The organism is Chitinophaga silvatica (genome assembly GCF_003419895.1).
GTDB classification, from domain to species: domain Bacteria; phylum Bacteroidota; class Bacteroidia; order Chitinophagales; family Chitinophagaceae; genus Chitinophaga; species Chitinophaga silvatica.
The window spans coordinates 78,950-98,840 of the sequence record NZ_QPMM01000006.1 but is presented as its reverse complement, the minus strand read 5'-3'; the positions used below and the strand labels follow the sequence as shown (position 1 = coordinate 98,840).

The 19,891-nt window shown below is 40.4% G+C and carries 19 protein-coding genes; 9 read left to right on the top strand and 10 right to left on the bottom strand.

The window, feature by feature from the left end:
• Positions 1-17 precede the first annotated feature (17 nt).
• From porL to DVR12_RS11525, 5 genes are all read right to left on the bottom strand, one after another.
• On the bottom strand, positions 18-755 hold the full coding sequence (gene porL / locus DVR12_RS11545) for a type IX secretion system motor protein PorL/GldL (RefSeq protein ID WP_233522351.1): 738 nt from the start codon (positions 753-755) through the stop codon (positions 18-20).
• Between the two features lie 157 nt (positions 756-912).
• Complete coding sequence (gene porK, locus DVR12_RS11540; RefSeq protein WP_233522349.1) at positions 913-2,196, bottom strand: T9SS ring complex lipoprotein PorK/GldK; 1,284 nt, start codon at positions 2,194-2,196, stop codon at positions 913-915.
• Positions 2,197-2,471: 275 nt separating this feature from the next.
• A complete protein-coding gene (locus tag DVR12_RS11535) occupies positions 2,472-4,505 on the bottom strand; it encodes a thioredoxin domain-containing protein (RefSeq protein WP_116975833.1) in 2,034 nt (677 codons plus the stop codon).
• 131 nt (positions 4,506-4,636) lie between these two features.
• Entirely contained in the window at positions 4,637-5,401 is a 765-nt protein-coding gene (locus tag DVR12_RS11530) for a uroporphyrinogen-III synthase (RefSeq protein ID WP_233522329.1), read from the bottom strand.
• A gap of 62 nt (positions 5,402-5,463) precedes the next feature.
• Positions 5,464-6,537, bottom strand: coding sequence for a DUF4271 domain-containing protein (locus DVR12_RS11525; protein ID WP_116975831.1), 1,074 nt, complete (start codon positions 6,535-6,537; stop codon positions 5,464-5,466).
• Positions 6,538-6,674: 137 nt separating this feature from the next.
• Here DVR12_RS11525 and hemW point away from each other — a divergent pair, with 137 nt between their 5' ends.
• Complete coding sequence (gene hemW, locus DVR12_RS11520) at positions 6,675-7,844, top strand: radical SAM family heme chaperone HemW (protein ID WP_233522321.1); 1,170 nt, start codon at positions 6,675-6,677, stop codon at positions 7,842-7,844.
• Positions 7,845-7,900: 56 nt separating this feature from the next.
• On the opposite strand, the gene DVR12_RS11515 is transcribed toward hemW, so the two are convergent.
• Together DVR12_RS11515 and DVR12_RS11510 are read right to left on the bottom strand one after the other, a co-directional pair.
• Positions 7,901-8,875, bottom strand: a complete 975-nt coding sequence (locus DVR12_RS11515; RefSeq protein WP_116975830.1) for a deoxyhypusine synthase family protein — start codon at positions 8,873-8,875, stop codon at positions 7,901-7,903.
• Between the two features lie 153 nt (positions 8,876-9,028).
• Positions 9,029-9,481, bottom strand: a complete 453-nt coding sequence (locus tag DVR12_RS11510; RefSeq protein WP_116975829.1) for a hypothetical protein — start codon at positions 9,479-9,481, stop codon at positions 9,029-9,031.
• Between the two features lie 376 nt (positions 9,482-9,857).
• On the opposite strand from DVR12_RS11510, the gene DVR12_RS11505 reads away from it, so the two are divergent.
• From DVR12_RS11505 to DVR12_RS11480, 6 genes are all read left to right on the top strand, one after another.
• Positions 9,858-10,457, top strand: coding sequence for an acyl carrier protein phosphodiesterase (locus DVR12_RS11505; protein ID WP_116975828.1), 600 nt, complete (start codon positions 9,858-9,860; stop codon positions 10,455-10,457).
• Positions 10,458-10,543: 86 nt separating this feature from the next.
• Positions 10,544-11,137, top strand: coding sequence for a DUF2911 domain-containing protein (locus DVR12_RS11500; protein ID WP_116975827.1), 594 nt, complete (start codon positions 10,544-10,546; stop codon positions 11,135-11,137).
• 276 nt (positions 11,138-11,413) lie between these two features.
• Positions 11,414-12,574, top strand: a complete 1,161-nt coding sequence (locus DVR12_RS11495; RefSeq protein ID WP_116975826.1) for a cystathionine gamma-synthase — start codon at positions 11,414-11,416, stop codon at positions 12,572-12,574.
• A gap of 155 nt (positions 12,575-12,729) precedes the next feature.
• Positions 12,730-13,503: a TIGR02757 family protein gene (locus DVR12_RS11490; RefSeq protein ID WP_116975825.1), complete on the top strand. Its 774-nt coding sequence runs from the start codon at positions 12,730-12,732 to the stop codon at positions 13,501-13,503.
• Between the two features lie 15 nt (positions 13,504-13,518).
• A complete protein-coding gene (locus DVR12_RS11485; RefSeq protein ID WP_116975824.1) occupies positions 13,519-14,454 on the top strand; it encodes a DUF6263 family protein in 936 nt (311 codons plus the stop codon).
• Positions 14,454-14,798 carry a hypothetical protein gene (locus DVR12_RS11480; protein ID WP_116975823.1) on the top strand — a complete coding sequence of 115 codons (345 nt, stop codon included), beginning with the start codon at positions 14,454-14,456 and terminating at the stop codon, positions 14,796-14,798. The genes DVR12_RS11485 and DVR12_RS11480 overlap by 1 nt, the downstream gene beginning before the upstream one ends.
• A gap of 33 nt (positions 14,799-14,831) precedes the next feature.
• Here the strand turns inward: DVR12_RS11480 and DVR12_RS11475 are convergent, their stop codons facing one another.
• Both DVR12_RS11475 and DVR12_RS11470 read right to left on the bottom strand, forming a co-directional pair.
• Positions 14,832-15,485 (bottom strand): sterol desaturase family protein, encoded by a 654-nt coding sequence (locus DVR12_RS11475; protein WP_116976210.1) that lies wholly within the window; start codon positions 15,483-15,485, stop codon positions 14,832-14,834.
• A gap of 167 nt (positions 15,486-15,652) precedes the next feature.
• On the bottom strand, positions 15,653-16,903 hold the full coding sequence (locus DVR12_RS11470) for a serine hydrolase (protein WP_116975822.1): 1,251 nt from the start codon (positions 16,901-16,903) through the stop codon (positions 15,653-15,655).
• 111 nt (positions 16,904-17,014) lie between these two features.
• Between DVR12_RS11470 and DVR12_RS11465 the strand changes: the two genes are divergently transcribed.
• Together DVR12_RS11465 and DVR12_RS11460 are read left to right on the top strand one after the other, a co-directional pair.
• Positions 17,015-18,028 carry a fumarylacetoacetate hydrolase family protein gene (locus DVR12_RS11465; RefSeq protein WP_116975821.1) on the top strand — a complete coding sequence of 338 codons (1,014 nt, stop codon included), beginning with the start codon at positions 17,015-17,017 and terminating at the stop codon, positions 18,026-18,028.
• 2 nt (positions 18,029-18,030) lie between these two features.
• Positions 18,031-18,909, top strand: coding sequence for a flavin reductase family protein (locus tag DVR12_RS11460; RefSeq protein WP_199417088.1), 879 nt, complete (start codon positions 18,031-18,033; stop codon positions 18,907-18,909).
• Between the two features lie 206 nt (positions 18,910-19,115).
• Here the strand turns inward: DVR12_RS11460 and DVR12_RS11455 are convergent, their stop codons facing one another.
• Positions 19,116-19,877: a DUF4197 domain-containing protein gene (locus DVR12_RS11455; protein WP_116975819.1), complete on the bottom strand. Its 762-nt coding sequence runs from the start codon at positions 19,875-19,877 to the stop codon at positions 19,116-19,118.
• Positions 19,878-19,891 lie beyond the last annotated feature (14 nt).

The window sequence follows — 19,891 nt, the reverse complement described above, 5'->3', positions numbered from 1 at the left end:
AAACTATTAGCTATACCTTATCTGCCACCGTTCATAGCAGCCAGCATGTTGCCGTAGATTGAATTCAGGTTGCCGAGGTTTTTAGCCAGCAGAGCAATTTGTTCCTGAGTTTTCTTAGCATCATCGATGCTACCGCTCATTGCTACTGAAGCATTCTGCAGATTGCTGTAGAATTTGTTCATAGCTTTCAGGTGGTTGTTGGTATCCTGCAGTTCCAGTTCATAGATTGCGTTAAGGGAAGCCAGGTTTTTGGTCATACCCTGCATTTGAACATGGAAATCTTTAGTTGACTCAGAAGCACTATTGAAAGAAGAAACAGCAGCAGCAGCAGTGGTATAAGCACTAGCTACGTTACCGATAGCGCTGGCAGCTTCTCTTGTTTTTTGAGTGTAATCACCAGTTGCAGCAACAACGTCACTGATGTCTCTCATTTTGTCAACTGTTGTACCTAACTTTTGGAAATTTTCGCTGAGGCGTTGCAGGTTAGCCGGAGTGATATCAGCTTCCTGAAGCATTTTGTCGAGGCCAGCCACAGCAGGGCTACCAGCAACAGCAACGGCTTGTCCTTCTGCATGACCGCCAGAATCTGGAACGAATGCATAAACGAAGAAGATGAGGGCTTCAGTGCTCAGACCTAAGATCAAAGCGATATCTGCTCCCTGCCAGTGTTGCAGTTTAAATAATGCTCCAATAATTACCACAGAAGCAGCAACGCATACAAAAAAATTCAGCCATTTAGCTTTGTTAGGATTCATAGCCATAGGTTAAAATTTACTGGTTAAAGTGTTTAAAGTTAAAGTCTGTATGGAATAGTTGATTCTCAACGATTTGATAATAATAGTATGTATCATAATACAAAGATTTAGTTTCTCTGGTTATAATTATACAGGCTATTATACATTTTGGTTTAAACTATCGGTGCTTTGCTCTTCTACTCAGGGCAATAGTACATCTAAATCCTACATATGATTTAGAGCTATCCTGATATTCATATGTTCTCGTACCTGTTTGCAGGAAGTAACCTACATCTTTCCAGGATCCACCTCTGATGGCTTTACGTTTCATTTTAGGAGGTGCATCGTCCGGAACATCCATTGTCAGATATGGGTTCATATCTGAAGTAAAGGAGTAGGCATTTTCATAAAAGATATCGGCTGTCCACTCAGCAACGTTTCCGGCCATATTATACAAACCGTAGTCGTTAGGCCAATAAGCGTCGGCACGTACAGTATAGAAACCGCCATCTTCAGGATAATTACCTCTACCAGGTTTAAAGTTTGCCAGTAAGCAACCTTTCTTATTTCTGATATAGTAACCTCCCCAAGGATAAGGAGTTTGTTCTCTACCGCCGCGGGCAGCGTATTCCCACTGTGCCTCAGAAGGCAGCTGGAATTTATCTTCAGTGAATAATTTATGGGCAGAACGATAATCTTCCCAGAACCGGCTTCTCCACTCACAGAAAGCAGTAGCCTGGTGCCAGTTAACCCCTACAACCGGATAGTTATCGAAAGCCGGATGCCAGAAATACATACGGGTCATTGGCTCGTTATAGGCGTAAGAGAAGTCTCTGATCCAGCAAAGAGTATCCGGATAGATAGGAACGTCTTTCTTCACGATAAAGGTAGAACGAGGTTTACCCGCATTCTCTCTCAGTTTAGCTTTATCCCAGTTAAATTTCTCCTGGTGGTAGATCAGTTTTCCAACGTCAATATCTTTACGACCGTACAACCGATCAGCTTCAGCATAAACCATAGCATCCAGTTTCTCAACTGTGCCTTTATCCTTATAATTGATTTTCTGTTTCCAGTCGATAATATCAACACCATCATCAGACTTTACATGGCCCAACAGAATGTGTGCAATAGAATCCTGCACCCAGTTCACAAATTGACGATACTCATTGTTCGTAATTTCAGTGGCATCCATATAGAAACCTGAAATGGAAATAGACTTGTTACGAGCGGTGTAAGCATAGTTTACATCCTCGTCACTGGGTCCCATGTGAAAAGTTCCAGCAGGAACATAAACCATTCCATAAGGTACGGGAGGGGTGTACTTTGGTCTTGGGCTCACGCCGATCAGTTGCCCTTGTGCGTTCTTAGGGCTTTTACTACCGCCACAGCCGGCCAGCAGGGAAACCAGCATTACTGCCAACAGACCTTTTACATAGTTAAGCTTCATAAGGGTAGCTTTCATCAGAATATGTTTTTCTATTAACCAGCCTGGTGCATTTTACCTGTATGCAAGGGAACACAACTCTCATTTTTCACCCGCTTTGTTTATATGAAAGATAGCAAATGTAACAATTAATTTTAATCCGTAGTGACTTTTTATCCAACTTTTTCAATTCCTTCAAATCCTATCTGTAAGTAGTTTAAACGCGTGTTTTAACATTTTATTATATAAAGACATTAACATTTATTGAAACGCTACCAAAACACAACCATTTATGGCAGCAAGTTACATAATAATTATATTAAATTAATAATTTCTTTTATATAATGCATAGGTTTAATGCAATGATAATCTTTGCATAAATACACCAATGTCTCATTTGCCCTCTCACGATCATTTAGTAACGGAATCGCTTCCACATTTTCAGAAGAGCCGACCAACACCCTAAACGGGATAAACCAGTTACCCGCTTCATTCATTCTTTCCAAAAATGATTGACCAACAATTGCCAGTTCCGGGGTTCCACGTACGAACTGTAATAACTGGATAGCCCAAACGCCGAAAGAAGTAGGATAACGTACGGTCGTTTGCGATATTGCCGATATAGCTCCCAAACACCTCTCAGACCATGCTCTTTGATCAAAAACAACAGAAAGATACCAAAGGTTCTGCATCATAATCGCATTGCCACTTGGCACTGCTCCATCATAAATCTCTTTCTTCCTAACTATAACGTCATTCTGCCCTTCAATTGTATAATAAAAGAAAAGTTGTTGCTCATCTCCAAAGTTCTCTATCACAAACTCTATGATACTCTTTGCTTTATGCAAATAATCCAGATTTCCAGTAATCTCCTGCAACGATATCAATGCCCTTATTAAATAGGCATAATCATCTAAAAAGGCCGGATATTTTGCCACTCCATTCTTCCAGGTATGCTTAAATGCCTTACCATCTGCAAAAGCTGTAAGCAACCATTCCATCTGCGATACGGCAATCTGCCTATACTCCTCTCTCCCCAAAGCCGAAAAAGCCTTGCAATAGGAGTGTATCATCAATGCATTCCAACCAAGTATTATTTTATCATCCAATCCCGGGCGAATCCGGTTATCCCTTACCGCCATCAGTTTTTCCCTGCAACCTTGCAACATAGCCCCCAAAACGGCTGCATCATACCCTTTTTCAGCTGCAAACTCCTCTAATGGCTGCTGCACCCATAAAATATTGGTATGCTCCCAATTACCTTCTTCACTCACATCATAATACTCGCAAAAAGGCTTCGCCTGTTCGCCCAGTATATGGTGGATCTCTGCTTTGCTCCAGGTATAAAATTTTCCTTCCACTCCTTCCGAATCCGCATCCAATGCCGCGTAGAATCCTCCCTCCGGTGCAGTCATTTCCCGGGAAATAAATTCCAGCGTATCCCTCACAGTTGTAGCATACGATTCCTTGCGGGTCAACTGCCAGGCATCACATAAAACATCTATCAGTAGGGCATTATCATAAAGCATCTTTTCGAAGTGAGGAGCCAGCCATTTCTCATCTGTTGAATATCTTGCAAATCCACCTCCCAGCTGATCATAAATGCCACCCTGCAACATTTTATCAAGAGATAATAATGCCTGCTGCAAAGACTCCGGGTGTTTATAAAAATGATGATACCTAAGTAAATAACTTATAGCAAAAGTTTGAGGAAACTTTGGCGCACGGCCAAATCCACCCCATCTGGTATCTCCCTGCTTTAATAAATTTTCAGTGATAGTATCGCACTGCTGTTTGGTAAACAGCTCTTCTACAGGTAGGTTCAGAACAGGGGATTGTAATCCAAATTGAGAAGATTGATGTATATGACTTACCAGGTTCTCTGCCTGCCCCTCTATTTCTTCACGCTTGTTGGTGAAGGCATCTGAAATAGAATGGAGTACGTCCGTCCAGGATGGGCGGTTATACATCTTAGTGGGTGGGTAGTAAGTACCTCCGTAAAACGGTTTTTTATCAGGAGTAAGAAAAACATTCAATGGCCAGCCACCTGCTCCTGTCATAGCTGTAAGCGCATCCATGTATATATGATCCAGATCCGGCCGTTCTTCCCTATCTATTTTTATGTTGATGAAATGCTCATTCATGATAGCTGCTGTAGCTTCATTCTCAAAGCTTTCCCTTTCCATTACATGACACCAATGGCAAGCAGCGTAACCGATACTAACCAATATTGGTTTATCTTCCTTTTTTGCCCGCTCCAATGCCTCTTCCCCCCAGGGATACCAGTTTACTGGATTATGTGCATGTTGTAATAAATACGGACTTGTTTCATTAATAAGCTTATTCATGGCTACCGGCTTGACTTTGCTACAAATATTAGAATTTTTCCAAAAGGAGCAAAAGCTCTTTTGGGTTATTGCAAGAAACAAAAAAAGCGCCTCTACTTTGTAGAGACGCTTCAATATTTTTAAAATTTTTTTTACTTCTTACCTAATGAGGTGAGGTATTGTTCCAATGCAGCTACCATAGAAGGTGCCTGTGGTTGCGGAGCTTTTACATCCAGTCTTAATCCGGCTTCTTCTACAGCAGCAGAAGTAGTAGGACCAAATGCACCAATATGTGTTCCGTTCTGCACGAAGCCCGGTACATTTTCAAACAGTGATTTTACCCCGGAAGGACTGAAAAACACAATCATATCATAGCTGGTAGCACCCAATACTTCCTTTACATCAGTAGATACCGTCTTGTAAAGGGTAGCAGTTGCATACTCGCACTTATTGGCTTTCAACCACTCCTCAATATCCTTTTTCTGGCTATCAGAGCTAGGGAAAAGGAATTTTTCATTGTCCTTATGTTTATTCATTACTTCCAGTACACCTTTGGTAGAACCATCGGCACCGAAAAACACTTTACGCTTGCGGTAAAGAATAAACTTTTGAAGATACAACGCAACAGCTTCTGTAATACAAAAGTATTTGCAATCCTGCGACACTTTAATCTTCATTTCTTCACATATCCGGAAAAAGTGATCTACCGAGTTACGACTTGTAAAAATTACGGCCGTATAGCCAGGAATGTCGATTTTCTGTTTTCTAAACTCCTTAGCTGGCAAACCTTCTACCTTAATGAACGGGAAGAAATCCAACTTAACATTGAATTTTTTCGCCAGGTCGAAATAAGGCGATTTTTCTGTTTCAGGCTTAGGTTGAGAAATTAGGATTGACTGAATTTGTTTACCTTGCAAATCTTTTTTTGGCCCGCCTTTTATCATACGTTTTTTGCTCTTGTGTTAACAATAGGCGATAATCAGGGATTACCAGTTAACCAGATATTCTGTAACACCTTGATCAGAATCAAAACCGGTGCTACTTCGAATGCGCAAAGGTAAAGAAAAAAATGCAATTTACTGAAAGATAGGTATTGTTTAACCAAGGAATATGATCTAATATACCTATAAACAACGAGTAACGCAATAAAAAATAAAGATATATAGAGGAAAGTATTGGCAATTTGCGGCTTACAGAATGCCATTATCACTAAAAATGGCACTAGTAAAATACCCAAAACCTTATTTATCAGAAAAAGGATAAAAATATATGCATCTGCCAATTCAGAATTTCCAAACAACCATCCACAAAATCTCAATACAATATATTTAACCAGGTAGATAATCACCACCAGCAAAATCAACCCCGGAATCAATAACCACGGCTCTGCCTGCGGAAAAATCTGAAGGTTGAACAACACCAGATATAAATACAACCCTAGCGAAATAGCAAAGAATGCATTTAATAAAAAGTTCGGAAACGGAGATTGAGACAACTGGTCTTTCAACTGCCGCTGACTCAATGTAGGATTCAAAAAGGCTCTGAAAAGATCCGCAAAATATTTACGATATGATAAACGGATAATACTCAAAAGCAACACAACTCCGGCAATCAGGTAAATCAGCCAATCGATATCGCGATATGGCCTTTCCGGATTAGTATCAACAAACCTGTTTCTCCCGGGTTTCAGGAAATCATTTGTTGATGCCAGCTTCTGCAGGTAAATATCGAAATCACTGGGTGGCAATACTTTAGGAGTAGCTTTTGCCAAGCTATCCGCCAGCATAGCTGTATCCTTTGGCACATTTACCGAATCAGGCTTTGGAACAGCAGCCTGTACGGTGGCCCGATGAGTAGAATCTCTTTTAACAGGAATAGTCCTGGCAGCCGGTCGGCCTGAATCTGCCCCCACACGTTGCTGCAATGGTTTATGAATCACCGTCTTAGGAACTTCAGGAACAGTACTATCAGCTGTTTGAGCCTGCAGTGGCCAATAAATCAGAAAAAAGAATAGCGACAATAACCAGTTTCGCACCAGGAAAATATTTTTCAATGACTTTATAATCGGTTTTTCACAAATTTCAATTTCCCTTTTTTAAGGGAATATAGCAGCAATTAACACCGTCCTGTTCACAAAACAAAACTGCAACGTAAATTTGTCGTTTGCAAAGATATTAAAATAGTCCATAGTTGACCGGTCCACAAGACCCATTACAACAAGGTATTAAAATACAGATGTCCGGCATTTATTTACATATCCCGTTTTGTAAACAGGCTTGCTATTACTGCAATTTCCATTTTTCCACTTCCCGACAACATCAGGAAGATATGGTAAAAAGCATTCTGCAGGAAATGGAATATCAGCAACATTATTTAAATGATGCTGAAGTAGAAACCATTTATTTCGGCGGCGGAACTCCTAGTTTACTCACTTCGGCGGAGTTAGGTTCTTTACTCAGCCGCCTGAGAGAATTATTTCCGGTATCTCCAAATGCCGAAATAACCCTGGAAGCTAATCCGGACGACCTTTCCATTGAAAAGCTTAATGAGCTTAAAGCTGCTGGAATCAACCGATTAAGTATTGGTGTTCAGTCTTTTCTGGAGGCCGATCTGAAATGGATGAACAGAGCCCATGATAGCGAACAAGCCATTAATTGCATTCTGAATGCTAAATCAATCGGCTTTGAGAATATCACCATAGACCTTATTTACGGAGGTCCGACCCTCAGCAATGAAAGCTGGGAAGAGAATGTGAAACGTGCCATTTCTTTAGGTATCCCGCATCTTTCCTGCTATGCATTAACCGTAGAACCAGGAACAGCACTCGATCATTTCATCAAAAAGAAAAAAATGGAAGCAACAGATCCTGATAAGGCTGCCCTTCATTTTGAAATGCTTATGAAATGGTTGAAAGAAGCCGGTTATGAACATTACGAGATTTCCAACTTCGCCCTACCCGGATGGCACTCAAGACATAACAGCAGCTATTGGCAAGGCAAACATTATTTAGGTTTAGGCCCCTCTGCCCATTCATTTAACGGGGTAACCCGACAATGGAATGTGGCAAATAATGCCTTATATATAAAAAGTATTGAGGCTGGTAAAGTACCTTTTGAAATAGAGTCGCTCACCACCAGCATGCAATTCAATGAATATATTATGACCACCCTGCGCACTTCTGCCGGTTGTAACCTGGAATGGGTGGCGGAGAAATTCGGAAGAGAATATGTACTGCATTTATTAGCCCATAGTCAGCCTTTTATCGTAGCTGGTAAAATGGAAAAAATAGGGGAGAGCTTAAGGCTTACTAATGCCGGGAGATTGTTTGCAGATGGGATAGCGGGAGAGTTATTTGTATAAAAGAAGAAGCCTCAGAATTAATCTGAGGCTTCTTCTTTTATTTCGTGTCAAAGGACTTACCATCCCAGAATATACGCGAAGATCAGTGGAGCCACGATAGTAGCATCTGATTCAACGATAAATTTAGGTGTGTGAATATCCAGTTTACCCCAGGTGATTTTCTCATTAGGAACAGCTCCTGAATAAGAACCATAAGAGGTAGTAGAGTCAGAGATTTGGCAGAAGTAAGACCAGAAAGGAACATCTGTCCATTCGAGATCCTGGTACATCATTGGCACAACGCAAATAGGGAAGTCACCAGCGATACCACCACCGATCTGGAAGAAACCAACACCTTTACCACCGGAATTTTGACGATACCACTCAGACAGGAAGATCATGTATTCGATACCGCTCTTCATTGTACTGGTTTTGAGTTCGCCTTTTATGCAGTAAGAAGCGAAGATATTACCCATGGTGCTATCTTCCCATCCCGGAACGATGATAGGAATATTCTTCTCGGCAGCAGCCAGCATCCAGCTGTTTTTAGGATCGATCTCATAGTTTTCTTCCATTACACCACTCAGAAGGAGTTTGTACATAAACTCGTGAGGGAAGTAACGTTCGCCTTTTTCTTCAGCATCCTTCCATATTTTGTGGATATGTTTTTGAATGCGGCGGAAAGCTTCTTCTTCAGGAATACAGGTATCGGTTACGCGGTTAAATCCTTGCTCCAGCAAATCCCATTCTTCCTGCGGGCTAAGATCGCGGTAGTTAGGTACTCTTTTATAGTGAGTATGAGCCACCAAATTCATGATATCTTCTTCCAGGTTTGCACCAGTACAGGAAATGATATCAACTTTACCCTGACGGATCATTTCTGCGAAAGAAATGCCCAGTTCGGCCGTACTCATTGCACCGGCCAAAGTCACCATCATTTTACCGCCTTCCAGCAGGTGTGTTTCATATCCTTTGGCAGCATCCACTAATGCAGCAGCATTAAAGTGGCGATAATGGTGCTGGATAAATTGAGAAACGGGTCCCTTGTTCATGTCATTTAATCATTTATACATTAACAGTCTGGCTAATAAAGCCTTAATAGGTGGCAAAGTTAAGATAATTTAACAGCACAGCGTATGATATATAAGTAAAGTGCCTCCGGTGAAAACCGAAGGCACTGTATTTTTAACACTACTAAAACTAAATCAGGCTTTTTTCATCTTTTTGGTAGTACGAGCATTGCCTTCTTTATCGGCTTTTACTGTTATCCAACTATCCTTACTTTCCATTGTGATATAGAATACTGTTACATCATCAGCTGAATATTCAACGGCTGAGTAAACAGTACAGTCGGCATACTTCTTATTCAATTTGGTGAGTACATTGATAGGAAGCTGACTGCCGGTCAGAAAGCGGGAAGTAGCCAACAGGCTGCCATCTTCGCGATAATAAGCTGTTACTTTACTACTGTTTAAGGTAAACTTTGCAGTGAAGGTCTGATTATCATCAGTATACCATTTTACATCTTTAGCTCCTACAAAGTATTCATTAAAAGAAGAAGAAATCTTCTTGCTAACAGTAGTTTCATATGCGTTCGCAAAAAGCGAATTTGTGCAGAGAACGAGAGAAATACCCAGGATTGCAACTAGTTTTTTCATGGCGGAAAAAATTTTATTGTTTGTTTTTTAATGTTTGTTTTTGATTTCGGATCAAAGCTACATCTGAAACAGGCCCTATGACAAGTGATACTTTACTGGTGGGAACACAAGATTAGTTGAGCTATCCGATAATGGACGTCCGCCTGCCCGGCAATGCACATTACACTATATAAATAAGCCATAGCCTATCTGTTGGTTCTACTTTGCCAATGTTGCATCGGCCAAGGTTAAGATATTGTTAAAATGGATAAATTTTAAGGAAGGAGCTTACAAATGGTAATTGAACATTTTTAACATTAATAGCTTGATAATTACCTTGTTATAACATCAATCAAAAAAAGCAACCGCACTCATCATAAATCATTACCTTGCTTTTATGAACCATTTAGCCCATGCATATTTATCATTCAGGCAACCTGCCTTAATAACAGGAAACCTGATTGCGGATTTTGTGAAAGGCCGGGCTCAGCTTTCAGCTTATGCACCGGATATTCAATATGGTATTACTATTCATAGGGCAATAGACACCTTTACTGATCAACATCCTGTAACCCATAAGGCCAAAAGGTATTTTACACCTTCCTGCGGGCTTTATAGCGGCGTGTTTGTGGATCTGATTTATGATCATTTCCTGGCTACCGATCCTGAACGGTTTACCGATGACTCGCTGCGCCAATTTGCCAAATACGTTTACAGTGTGATCAATGAGCGGAAAAGTGAGCTACCTGAAACATTCCTCCGGATGTTCAAATCCATGGAGGAGTTCAACTGGCTATACAACTATCATTATATCGATGGGATTTTCAGATCCATGAGGGGCATTGCCATGAGAGCGCAGTACCTGGATACTGACCCGAATATTATCTACGCTGTATTTATGGAGCATTATGAAGGACTGAAATTATGTTATCAGGAATTCTTCCCCGATTTACAAAAACATGTAGAAAATTTATTGCTGCAGGAAAACCGCCAATAGCTTGTTAAAAGGCTGTTTAGCTCTTTTTCTATTCCTTAAAAATAGGTAGGTTTGTCCAGTCATTTTAAATAGAAAAACCTTTCCGGATGAGAAAATTTCGTTTGATTGCCTTCTTTGCCTGCTTATTGAGCATTCAAGTATTTGCCCAGGATAAAAAAATGCCGCCTTTAGATGCGAGCCCGATGGATATGGCTTATTATCCGGTTATGTATCCCTACACTGTAAAAGTTAAAGGAGAACCAGGTAGTTTAGTCGCCAGGGTTATATATAGTCGCCCGCAAACCAAAGGAAGAGAAATATTCGGTAACCTCGAAGAATATGGAAAAATCTGGAGATTAGGCGCCAATGAAGCCACAGAAATTGAATTCTTCAGACCTGTTGTTATCGCAGGGAAAAACATTCCGAAAGGAAGATATACCCTGTATGCAATTCCAACAGAAAAAACCTGGACAATCATCCTGAATAAGGAAACTGATATCTGGGGAGCATTTAAGTATGATGCTAAAAAGGATGTAGTTAGAACAGCATTGCCAGTATTAGCCTTAGATACGCCGGTAGATGCATTTACTATGGTATTTGAAAAAGGAGATCCGGGTGCTAATCTGATTATTGCCTGGGATAAAGTGAGTGTAAGTTTACCGATTAAATGGTCTGATGCCGTTGCCGGTAAGAAAAAATAAAAAAAAGAAAGGCGGTAAGAATACCGCCTTAAGAATTTTAACCATATCCTATGAAAAACCTAAACGAATTTAATTCGATTATTCGTTTCTGATATATAGTAATTGGTGAACGATATAAAAATGTTCGTAACCGTCGGGTTTTATACGATCATATTATAATATTATAGGAAAAGGGCAAATATTCTTAATCGAATTTGCCCTTTTTTATATCTGCTCAGCTACCTCCCACAATCATAAAAACACGGTATATTTGGAAACCACCAAAAAAGTCAATTGATGGTTAAAAATCAGAGCGATATGAAATTAGGTACCAAACTAATACATGCCGGTGTTTCCCCAGACCCTTCTACAGGCGCCATTATGACGCCCATTTTCCAGACATCTACCTATGTGCAGGCCGCCCCGGGCGATCATAAAGGTTACGAATATGCCAGAACCCAGAATCCCACCAGGGATGCTTTACAGAATGCACTGGCAGCTATTGAAAACGGAACCCACGGTATTTGTTTCGGAAGTGGAATGGCAGCCATTGACGCAATTGTAAAACTCCTGAAACCTGGCGATGAAGTAGTGGCTACCAATGATTTATATGGTGGAACATATCGCATATTTACCAAGGTATTTCAACCATTAGGCATTCATTTCAGGTTTATTGATATGTCTGATGCTGCCACTATAGAACAGCATCTCACCTCTCAAACCCGAATGATCTGGATTGAAACTCCTACTAATCCCTTATTAAAGATTATAGATATAGCTGCCTGCGCTAAAATTGCAGCCAAACATAAAGCCCTGCTGGCAATTGATAATACATTTGCCTCTCCATACCTGCAAAACCCTATAGACCTGGGTGCCGATATAGTATTACATTCTGCTACCAAGTACCTGGGCGGGCATAGTGACGTAGTTCACGGGGCTATTATCGTTAAGGATGAAGCTTTGGCTCAACAGCTTTATTTCCTGCAAAACTCATGTGGAGCAGTTCCCGGCCCTCAGGACTGTTTTTTAGTGCTGAGAGGAATTAAAACCCTGCATGTAAGAATGCAACGCCACTGTGAAAATGGTGCAGCCATTGCCCATTTCCTGCGCAATCATCCGAAAGTCGACAAGGTTTATTGGCCAGGCTTTACCGATCATCCCAATCATAAGATTGCAGCCAAACAAATGCGTGGGTTTGGGGGAATGATCTCCTTTACTCTGAAAAATGACAGTATGGAAGCCGCCAACCAGGTGTTAAGCAATACTCACCTGTTTTCATTGGCCGAATCACTGGGGGGAGTAGAGTCACTAATCGGCCACCCGGCCAGTATGACCCATGCATCCATTCCGAGAGAAGAAAGAATTAAAAACGGACTGGCCGACTCCTTGATAAGATTAAGTGTGGGCATAGAAGATGTGGATGATTTGATTGAGGACCTGAATAAAGCTATCGGATAATAAACTGATTTTTAGCCTTTGATAGAATTGATTTCTATTCTTATCCGGTAAAAATTATCTTTACCAACGCGTACATTTTTGCCCTAACCATATCCCGGGGTTCCTGATTGCCTTTACCGGTGATAAGGTATACCTGCCGATACACCAATAATATTATGAAGATCCAGTTATTACGGGAATTCTTAGATGCCAAAGCCGACTATTACAACAAACCGGACTTTATTACCAATGATCCTATTAGCGTTCCTCATCGGTTCAGTCAATTACAGGACATTGAAATAGCAGGCCTGTTTGCAGCAATTCTCGCCTGGGGCAATCGCACCAGCATTATTAATAAATGCACGTTGCTGATGAAAATGATGGATAATGCACCTTACGACTTTATCCGCAATCACCAGCCCAGAGACAGAATGAATCTGATGTCGTTTAGTCATCGGACCTTCAATGGTCTTGACCTGATGTATTTTGTTGAATTTCTGCAGCATTATTACTCCAATGTAACTTCATTGGAATTTGCTTTCAGCGGTCATATCAGCGCTGAAGACGAAGATGTTGAAAATGCATTAATAGGTTTCAGAAAAGTCTTCTTTGCATTGGAACATCCCGAAAGAACGGGAAAACATATTGCAACACCAGCCAAAAACTCGGCCTGTAAGCGTTTGAATATGTATTTACGCTGGATGGTAAGAAAAGATGAAAATGGCGTAGATTTTGGACTATGGCAACATATATCACCATCACAACTTGTATGTCCGGTAGACATACACGTTAGCAGAGTAGCTGCAAGACTTGGACTAATATCAGAAGCCAAATCTGACTGGAAAACAGCTACTGAACTAACACATGAACTAAGGAAATTAGATCCCGACGACCCGGCGAAATACGATTTCGCACTTTTCGGGTTAGGTGTGATCGAAAAGTATGTTTGATCAAATTAAATAGTAATGAAAAAAATTCTCGGCTTTTTTATTCTCTCTCTTGCTTTTGTAAATGCCAATGCACAGGGTTCTGCCTATCTCGATTTAAACTATACCTTCCATAAAGGTGAACAATTCGAACTGGAACAAAAAAGCAGAAGCGAAACCTATGTAACTGTAAACAGTATAGTACAACGCACAACCCGCGACTACAACAATATCATTAGCATAGATGTAACTAATATAGAACCGGGAAAAACATTGCTTACTTTTCGGTATAAAGATCTGAAATTCAACTTCAATGCAAAAAATCACAACATTTTTGTAGATGCAAAAGTGACCAATGATCAGGAACCATTTCAGGCCGGTCTGAAAAAAATCCTTGATCAGCCATTCACAGTTGAAATTCAGACTACAGGAATTATTAATAAAGTAGATGGATTGGATGCCTTACTTGAAAAAGCTGATGATGCATTCAATAACCTGAAAAAAGACGAACAGGAAGCCTACAAAAAACTAATGCAGGACCAGTTTGGAACAGACGCTTTCCGCGGCTGGCTCGAACAATTACTTGTAATGTACCCTGCTCATGGCGTTAAAACCGGCACACAATGGGAAGAAAACGTTCCTATGCGCGGTGGCCTGGTAGGAAGAATAGACCTCTACTGGACACTCCAAACCTGGGATTCTCAGACAGCAAAGATTAATGGTACTTCTAAAATAAAAACAGATAAAGTACAAACCCTGAAACTGGATGATGACATTAAAGCAACTGCAGCAATTAGTGGTACTACCAGTTCTAATTACCTGATTAATCTTAGTAGCGGATTCCCTTCCATCTGTGTACAAAACACTGAAATGTCCGGAGAATACACCTACTTAGCCAAAAAAATGAAGAATTATAAGAAGGTACCGGTTAAGATTATAACCAATGCCTCCTACAAAATAAAACAAATGAAGTAATGACATCATTACCAGCAAAATATCTACAGGAAACAGTACTCTGGACACAGGATAATTTTCATATCAGTGTACCGGATAACGTTAGTTTTGATCAATTGCTGGATTTGTTGGCAGGAAAGCTGGAAACTATGATCAGTAATGATTTTCAGCAATTCGTTTATTTGCTCTACAGGGTAGATGTCGCAGAAAAAAAGGTAAAGCAATTACTGAATGAAGCTGCAGCAATGGGTATTGATCCTTACAGACCAATAGCTAGCTTAATTGTTGAGCGACAATTACAAAAAATAATTTCGAGGGCAACCTACAAACAACAGGATTTGCCGGATGATGAAGAAAGATGGTAATAAAAAAAGAAGGGAATATCCCTTCTTTTTTTATTAGAACATTAATTCCTTAACCTTCTCCTTGTCTTCCTTTTCCTTATTATCGAAAAAGGTTCCAAAAACATGATCCCAAATTGAAGAACTCACACCAAAACCTTTGTCTTCACTTTTATAATGATGCAGGTGATGGTTTCTCCATAATGGTTTCATAAATCGGAATGGAGGGTTCCAGGCATGTATGGCATAATGCATACTGCCATAAATGAGGTAGCCCAGCAAAAAGCCCGGGAAAAACATAAATGTGATCTGGCGCAGGAAAATATATTGTGCACCAAATATAACTGATGCTAAGATCAGACTTGGTACCGGAGGCATGAATAACCTTTGCTTATCTCGGGGATACTCATGGTGGTTACCATGCATAACATAAATAAAACGTTGCACTTTGGGGCTATCACTAGCAAAATGGAAAATGAATCTGTGCATGATATACTCAAAAAAAGACCAGAAAAACATGGCCCCAAAGAATATGGCTGCAACTGTTCCAACTTTAAACCCTAAAGCTGCATGGCTATAATACAACATATAACCAATAATGGGTAAATACATACCCCAGATCACTAATGGATGCGTTTTGGTTAGCATCTCCAGATACTGGCTTTCAAATAATCTTGCCTGTCCTTTGTTCTTAATCTTTTCAAACTTCATAACTCCCAAATTTTGAGTGCAGTTACGGGATATGAATAAAACCTTTCTAAAATACCTGACCGAAAATTCAAAAATGATAAAAAATTTGAATACAACGGCTTGATTGGCATGCAAAAATACAACGTTCATGTATTATTTCGCTCAATCCGCTAATTGATTTAGTTGGGTTAATTCCTCCCATATTTCATTTTGAATGACTGAAGGTTTGGCCTATACTTTCTTTTGCGCTCTAACTCATACTGATAAATGATTTCACCTATCTCTTTAAAAAACGGGTATCCTTCCTCCTCGTATTCATACTTGTTATCGTTCAATATCCCGTCGCGGTTAACATACAAAGTTCCCGTCAGCATAAATTCGATATCATGTTTAAAATCAACGATATAGGAAGCATCCGTTAAAAAACCATATGACCATCCAGCTTTATTAAATACACGAATAACAGATGGAATGTTCTGCTTTCCCGCCTTGAAAAAGAAGAACTTCGTAAAACTATCGTAGTACTCTGCGGTATCATATCGGGGCCAGGAAGTCTCCGAAGGATACTGAGACATAAAACGATATAACAAATCATAATCTTCCTTTCCTAAATCAAACCTTTCTCTTTCTGCAACAGAAGCCGGAAACATCACTGTTTGCAACATATGCTGCAATGATGTTAAAGGGAAAATATTGTGCCGGGTAAAATCCATAGGCTGCAGAACGAGTTGATCATTTTTATCCAAATACCCATTACCAATCAGAATCTGTCGGCTAAAATCAAATGTTAAAGTATCATATGCAGGAGGCTGCGAATAAATTAAGCGATCATCGCTAACAAACCTTATCGGATTGGTATTCCTGTTTTCCTCTTCCGTTAAAGGCATAAACCGCCTTAATATTCTGACGCCTTTATAGCCCTTTACCCCTATGCTCTCATTTACAGATTGCTGCCCAATAAACTCATAAAGCCTGTTATAGGCATCATTATCACTGATCAGAAATATTTTTTTAATGTAATGAGCAACTGAAGGCAATCCATTTTCTGCAGTGGTATCCTGTAATACCCTTACTTGTTCTGCTCTTATGCTATCAGTTAACATTGTTGTATTAGCATTCAGACCCGGGATCTTTAACTTTCTTAATTTCTCTAAAGCCAGCAGTGCTATCGGCAATTTAACCGTGCTGGCAGGATTAAAATATTGATTATCATTTACCGAAAAATAACGGTTCGTAAATGATGGAACGTTATGTTTATTTCTATCGATCTGCGTATAAATAAGCTGATATCTGAAGGAATCGGGATACTGCAATATATGCCTTAACCCCGGGGATGCTTTCTGCCAGATTAGGTTCCTTAATAATGAATCGTCGGGCACCTGAGCTACAGCTATAGAATAATAACAAATCAAACAACCTATCAGAAAACTGTGACGCATATACGATAGTTCGGTACATAAATATACCTTTTTTCGTTGGATAGAATGCTACCAATGATGCTGCATTAATCTTATATTTGGCACTTTCATACACCCAGAACAAGCAACTATATGAAACTTGTAAGTTATTTAAGAGAAGAATCAGATCAACTAGCCATTCTGCACGACGGCTTACTTTACAATACACAGGACTTGCATCCAGACCTGCCCAACAATATGGGCATGTTTTTAATGATGTGGGAAGATGTAATAGAAATCGCCCGCCAGGCCGATACAATGCTCAAAAATGGTAAGCATCCGGGCGGTGCTACCGGAATCCCTGTAAGTGCTGTTGAACTGCTTTCACCTGTTCCATTCCCAACTTCCTGCCGCGATGGATATGCATTCCGCCAACACGTGGCTGCAGCACGCAGAAACAGGAAAGTACCGATGATTCCTGAATTCGATCAATATCCGATTTTCTATTTTACCAATCATAATGCAATTCAGGGCCCCGGTGCAATCCCCTGCATGCCCGATCATTTCCAGAAACTGGATTTTGAACTGGAAGTAGCTATAGTAATCTGTAAACCAGGCAGAAATATTACAGCAGCTGAAGCAGATGACTATATCGGTGGTTATATGATCATGAATGATATGAGCGCACGTACCCTGCAAATGGAAGAAATGCTCCTGAATCTGGGGCCGGCAAAAGGGAAAGATTTTAGCACTGTTGTAGGCCCGATGTTAGTAACTCCCGACGAACTGGAACAATATAAAATACCTGCAAAACCAGGACATACCGGAAATAATTATAACCTGAAAATGACCTGCAAAGTAAATGGTATTCAGGTCAGTGAAGGCAATATGGGCGATATGGACTGGACATTTGCCGAAATCGTAGAACGCTGCGCATACGGAGCTAATATTTTGCCCGGCGATATCATTGGAAGTGGTACAGTAGGCACCGGATGCTTCCTGGAGCTCAATGGTACAGGAAAGCTCAATGATCCTGATTATAAAGAACAATGGCTGCAACCCAATGATGTTGTTGAAATGGAAGTAACTGGTTTGGGGCAATTAATTAATACCATTGCGAAAGAAGACAGTGATTTCTCTATCCTTGCATTAAAGAAAAAAGCATAATTATGCAGATAGATCCTTCACTAATTAAAACCAGCGAGCTACATGCCTATTTACTGGGTGCAGTAGCTCCACGACCTATCTGCTTTGCCAGCACCATAGATCAGGACGGCAGGCCAAACCTCTCGCCATTCAGCTTCTTTAACGTTTTTGGGTCTAACCCTGCTACCCTTATTTTCTCCCCGGCCAGAAGAGTCAGAGATAATACGGTGAAGCATACACTGGAAAATGTATATGCTACAAAGGAAGTTGTTATTAATGTGGTGAATTATAACATGGTACAACAAACCTCTTTAGCCAGTTGTGAATATCCGGCTGGAGTAAACGAGTTTGAGAAAGCCGGATTTACCCCTTTACCCTCTGAAAAAATTAAACCTTTCAGAGTAAAAGAAAGCCCGGTACAAATAGAATGTATCGTTAAAGAAATAATTGAAACCGGCCAGGAAGGTGGTGCAGGTAACCTTGTTATCTGTGAACCCGTAATGCTGCATATAAACGATGAGATCCTAAACGCCAACGGCAAAATTGATCCACACAAGATAGACCTTGTAGCCCGTATGGGAGGCGATTTCTATTGTCGTGCTTCCGGCGATGCCGTATTTGAGGTAGCCAAACCAAATACAAAACTGGGGATCGGCGTAGATGCCTTACCTGCCAATATTCGCAACAGCAATATTCTGACAGGCAATAACCTTGGTCAGTTAGGTAATGTTCATGAAATGCCGTTTATAGACCCGGCTTTCCATGACGATCATCTAAAAAATATCATTCAATATTACAGCGTAACGCCAGACGAGATGGAAAAAGAACTACATGCCTACGCTAAAACACTTTTAGACCAGGGTAGGGTAGAGGCAGCGTGGCAGGTGTTGCTGGCGGGGTGAGCTCGCGTTGCTCGCTTTTGTTTCTCGCAGAGAAGCAGAGATTAATATTAAGAGGCATAAGGATCGAAGCGAATATTTTTAAGAACTGCTGAATGGTTTCTATTTGTATTGAAACCTATCCGAAGTCCTTAAGACCATTCGCTTCGATCCTTATGCCTCTTAATATTAATCTCTGCTTCTCTGCGAGAAACAAGCGAGCCAGCGAGCTATTTAGCGCCGAATACTTTTTGCAGTAACTCAGTAGTTCTGGCAGCAGGATTAGCCCTGATAGACTGTTCCTCTTTACCAATCTGATCGAACAAGGCATTAACAGCCATAGTTGTTACGTAATCTTTCAGATCCGGATTTGCTTTTGTAAAGGTAGTAGGCAGCTTGTTATATGTATTTACGATATCAGTGTAATAACGGGTAGCAGCTGTACTATCCAGTGTTTTTTGAATAATAGGCGAGAAGGCCGATTTCAGCTCATCTGTAGTTTTGCCTTTGAAATAATCTGTCGCAGAAGTGTTTCCTCCTTTAATCAGATTAACAGCATCTGTCAGTGTCATTTGCTTGATAGCGTTCACGAAAATCGGAGCTGCATATCCTACAGCTTTTTCGGCAGAACGGTTGATCTGCAGAATTGCTTTATCTACCTGACTTCCCAGACCAATAGATCTTAAAGTATTTTCTATTTTAACAGCATCTGGAGGGAGCAATACTTTATAAATATCACTTCCAAAGAAACCATTTGTTTTATTAAGTTTAGCGATACCAGCGGAAACACCTTTTGAAAGCGCTTCTTTAATTGCAGAACCGGCATCTGATTCCGTTAAACTGGCAAGAGAAATAGTGGAGCTGCTGTTACTGGAACTATCTTTTTTAGTAGCTGTTTCTAATTTCTTTCCCAGCTTTTTTAACAACTGGGCATTACTAACTTGCGTAAGGAGTAAACATCCTAGCAATACCGATAATGAACGTTTAAGCATAGTATTATTATGAA

Excerpts from the sequence above, each read along its gene's own strand:
- porL (WP_233522351.1), bottom strand. The coding sequence starts at position 755 with ATGAATCCTAACAAAGCTAAATGGCTGAATTTTTTTGTATGCGTTGCT.
- porK (WP_233522349.1), bottom strand. The coding sequence starts at position 2,196 with ATGAAAGCTACCCTTATGAAGCTTAACTATGTAAAAGGTCTGTTGGCA.
- DVR12_RS11535 (WP_116975833.1), bottom strand. The coding sequence starts at position 4,505 with ATGAATAAGCTTATTAATGAAACAAGTCCGTATTTATTACAACATGCA.
- DVR12_RS11515 (WP_116975830.1), bottom strand. The coding sequence starts at position 8,875 with ATGAACAAGGGACCCGTTTCTCAATTTATCCAGCACCATTATCGCCAC.
- DVR12_RS11510 (WP_116975829.1), bottom strand. The coding sequence starts at position 9,481 with ATGAAAAAACTAGTTGCAATCCTGGGTATTTCTCTCGTTCTCTGCACA.
- DVR12_RS11505 (WP_116975828.1), top strand. The coding sequence starts at position 9,858 with ATGAACCATTTAGCCCATGCATATTTATCATTCAGGCAACCTGCCTTA.
- DVR12_RS11500 (WP_116975827.1), top strand. The coding sequence starts at position 10,544 with ATGAGAAAATTTCGTTTGATTGCCTTCTTTGCCTGCTTATTGAGCATT.
- DVR12_RS11495 (WP_116975826.1), top strand. The coding sequence starts at position 11,414 with ATGGTTAAAAATCAGAGCGATATGAAATTAGGTACCAAACTAATACAT.
- DVR12_RS11490 (WP_116975825.1), top strand. The coding sequence starts at position 12,730 with ATGAAGATCCAGTTATTACGGGAATTCTTAGATGCCAAAGCCGACTAT.
- DVR12_RS11485 (WP_116975824.1), top strand. The coding sequence starts at position 13,519 with ATGAAAAAAATTCTCGGCTTTTTTATTCTCTCTCTTGCTTTTGTAAAT.
- DVR12_RS11480 (WP_116975823.1), top strand. The coding sequence starts at position 14,454 with ATGACATCATTACCAGCAAAATATCTACAGGAAACAGTACTCTGGACA.
- DVR12_RS11475 (WP_116976210.1), bottom strand. The coding sequence starts at position 15,485 with ATGAAGTTTGAAAAGATTAAGAACAAAGGACAGGCAAGATTATTTGAA.
- DVR12_RS11470 (WP_116975822.1), bottom strand. The coding sequence starts at position 16,903 with ATGCGTCACAGTTTTCTGATAGGTTGTTTGATTTGTTATTATTCTATA.
- DVR12_RS11465 (WP_116975821.1), top strand. The coding sequence starts at position 17,015 with ATGAAACTTGTAAGTTATTTAAGAGAAGAATCAGATCAACTAGCCATT.
- DVR12_RS11460 (WP_199417088.1), top strand. The coding sequence starts at position 18,031 with ATGCAGATAGATCCTTCACTAATTAAAACCAGCGAGCTACATGCCTAT.
- DVR12_RS11455 (WP_116975819.1), bottom strand. The coding sequence starts at position 19,877 with ATGCTTAAACGTTCATTATCGGTATTGCTAGGATGTTTACTCCTTACG.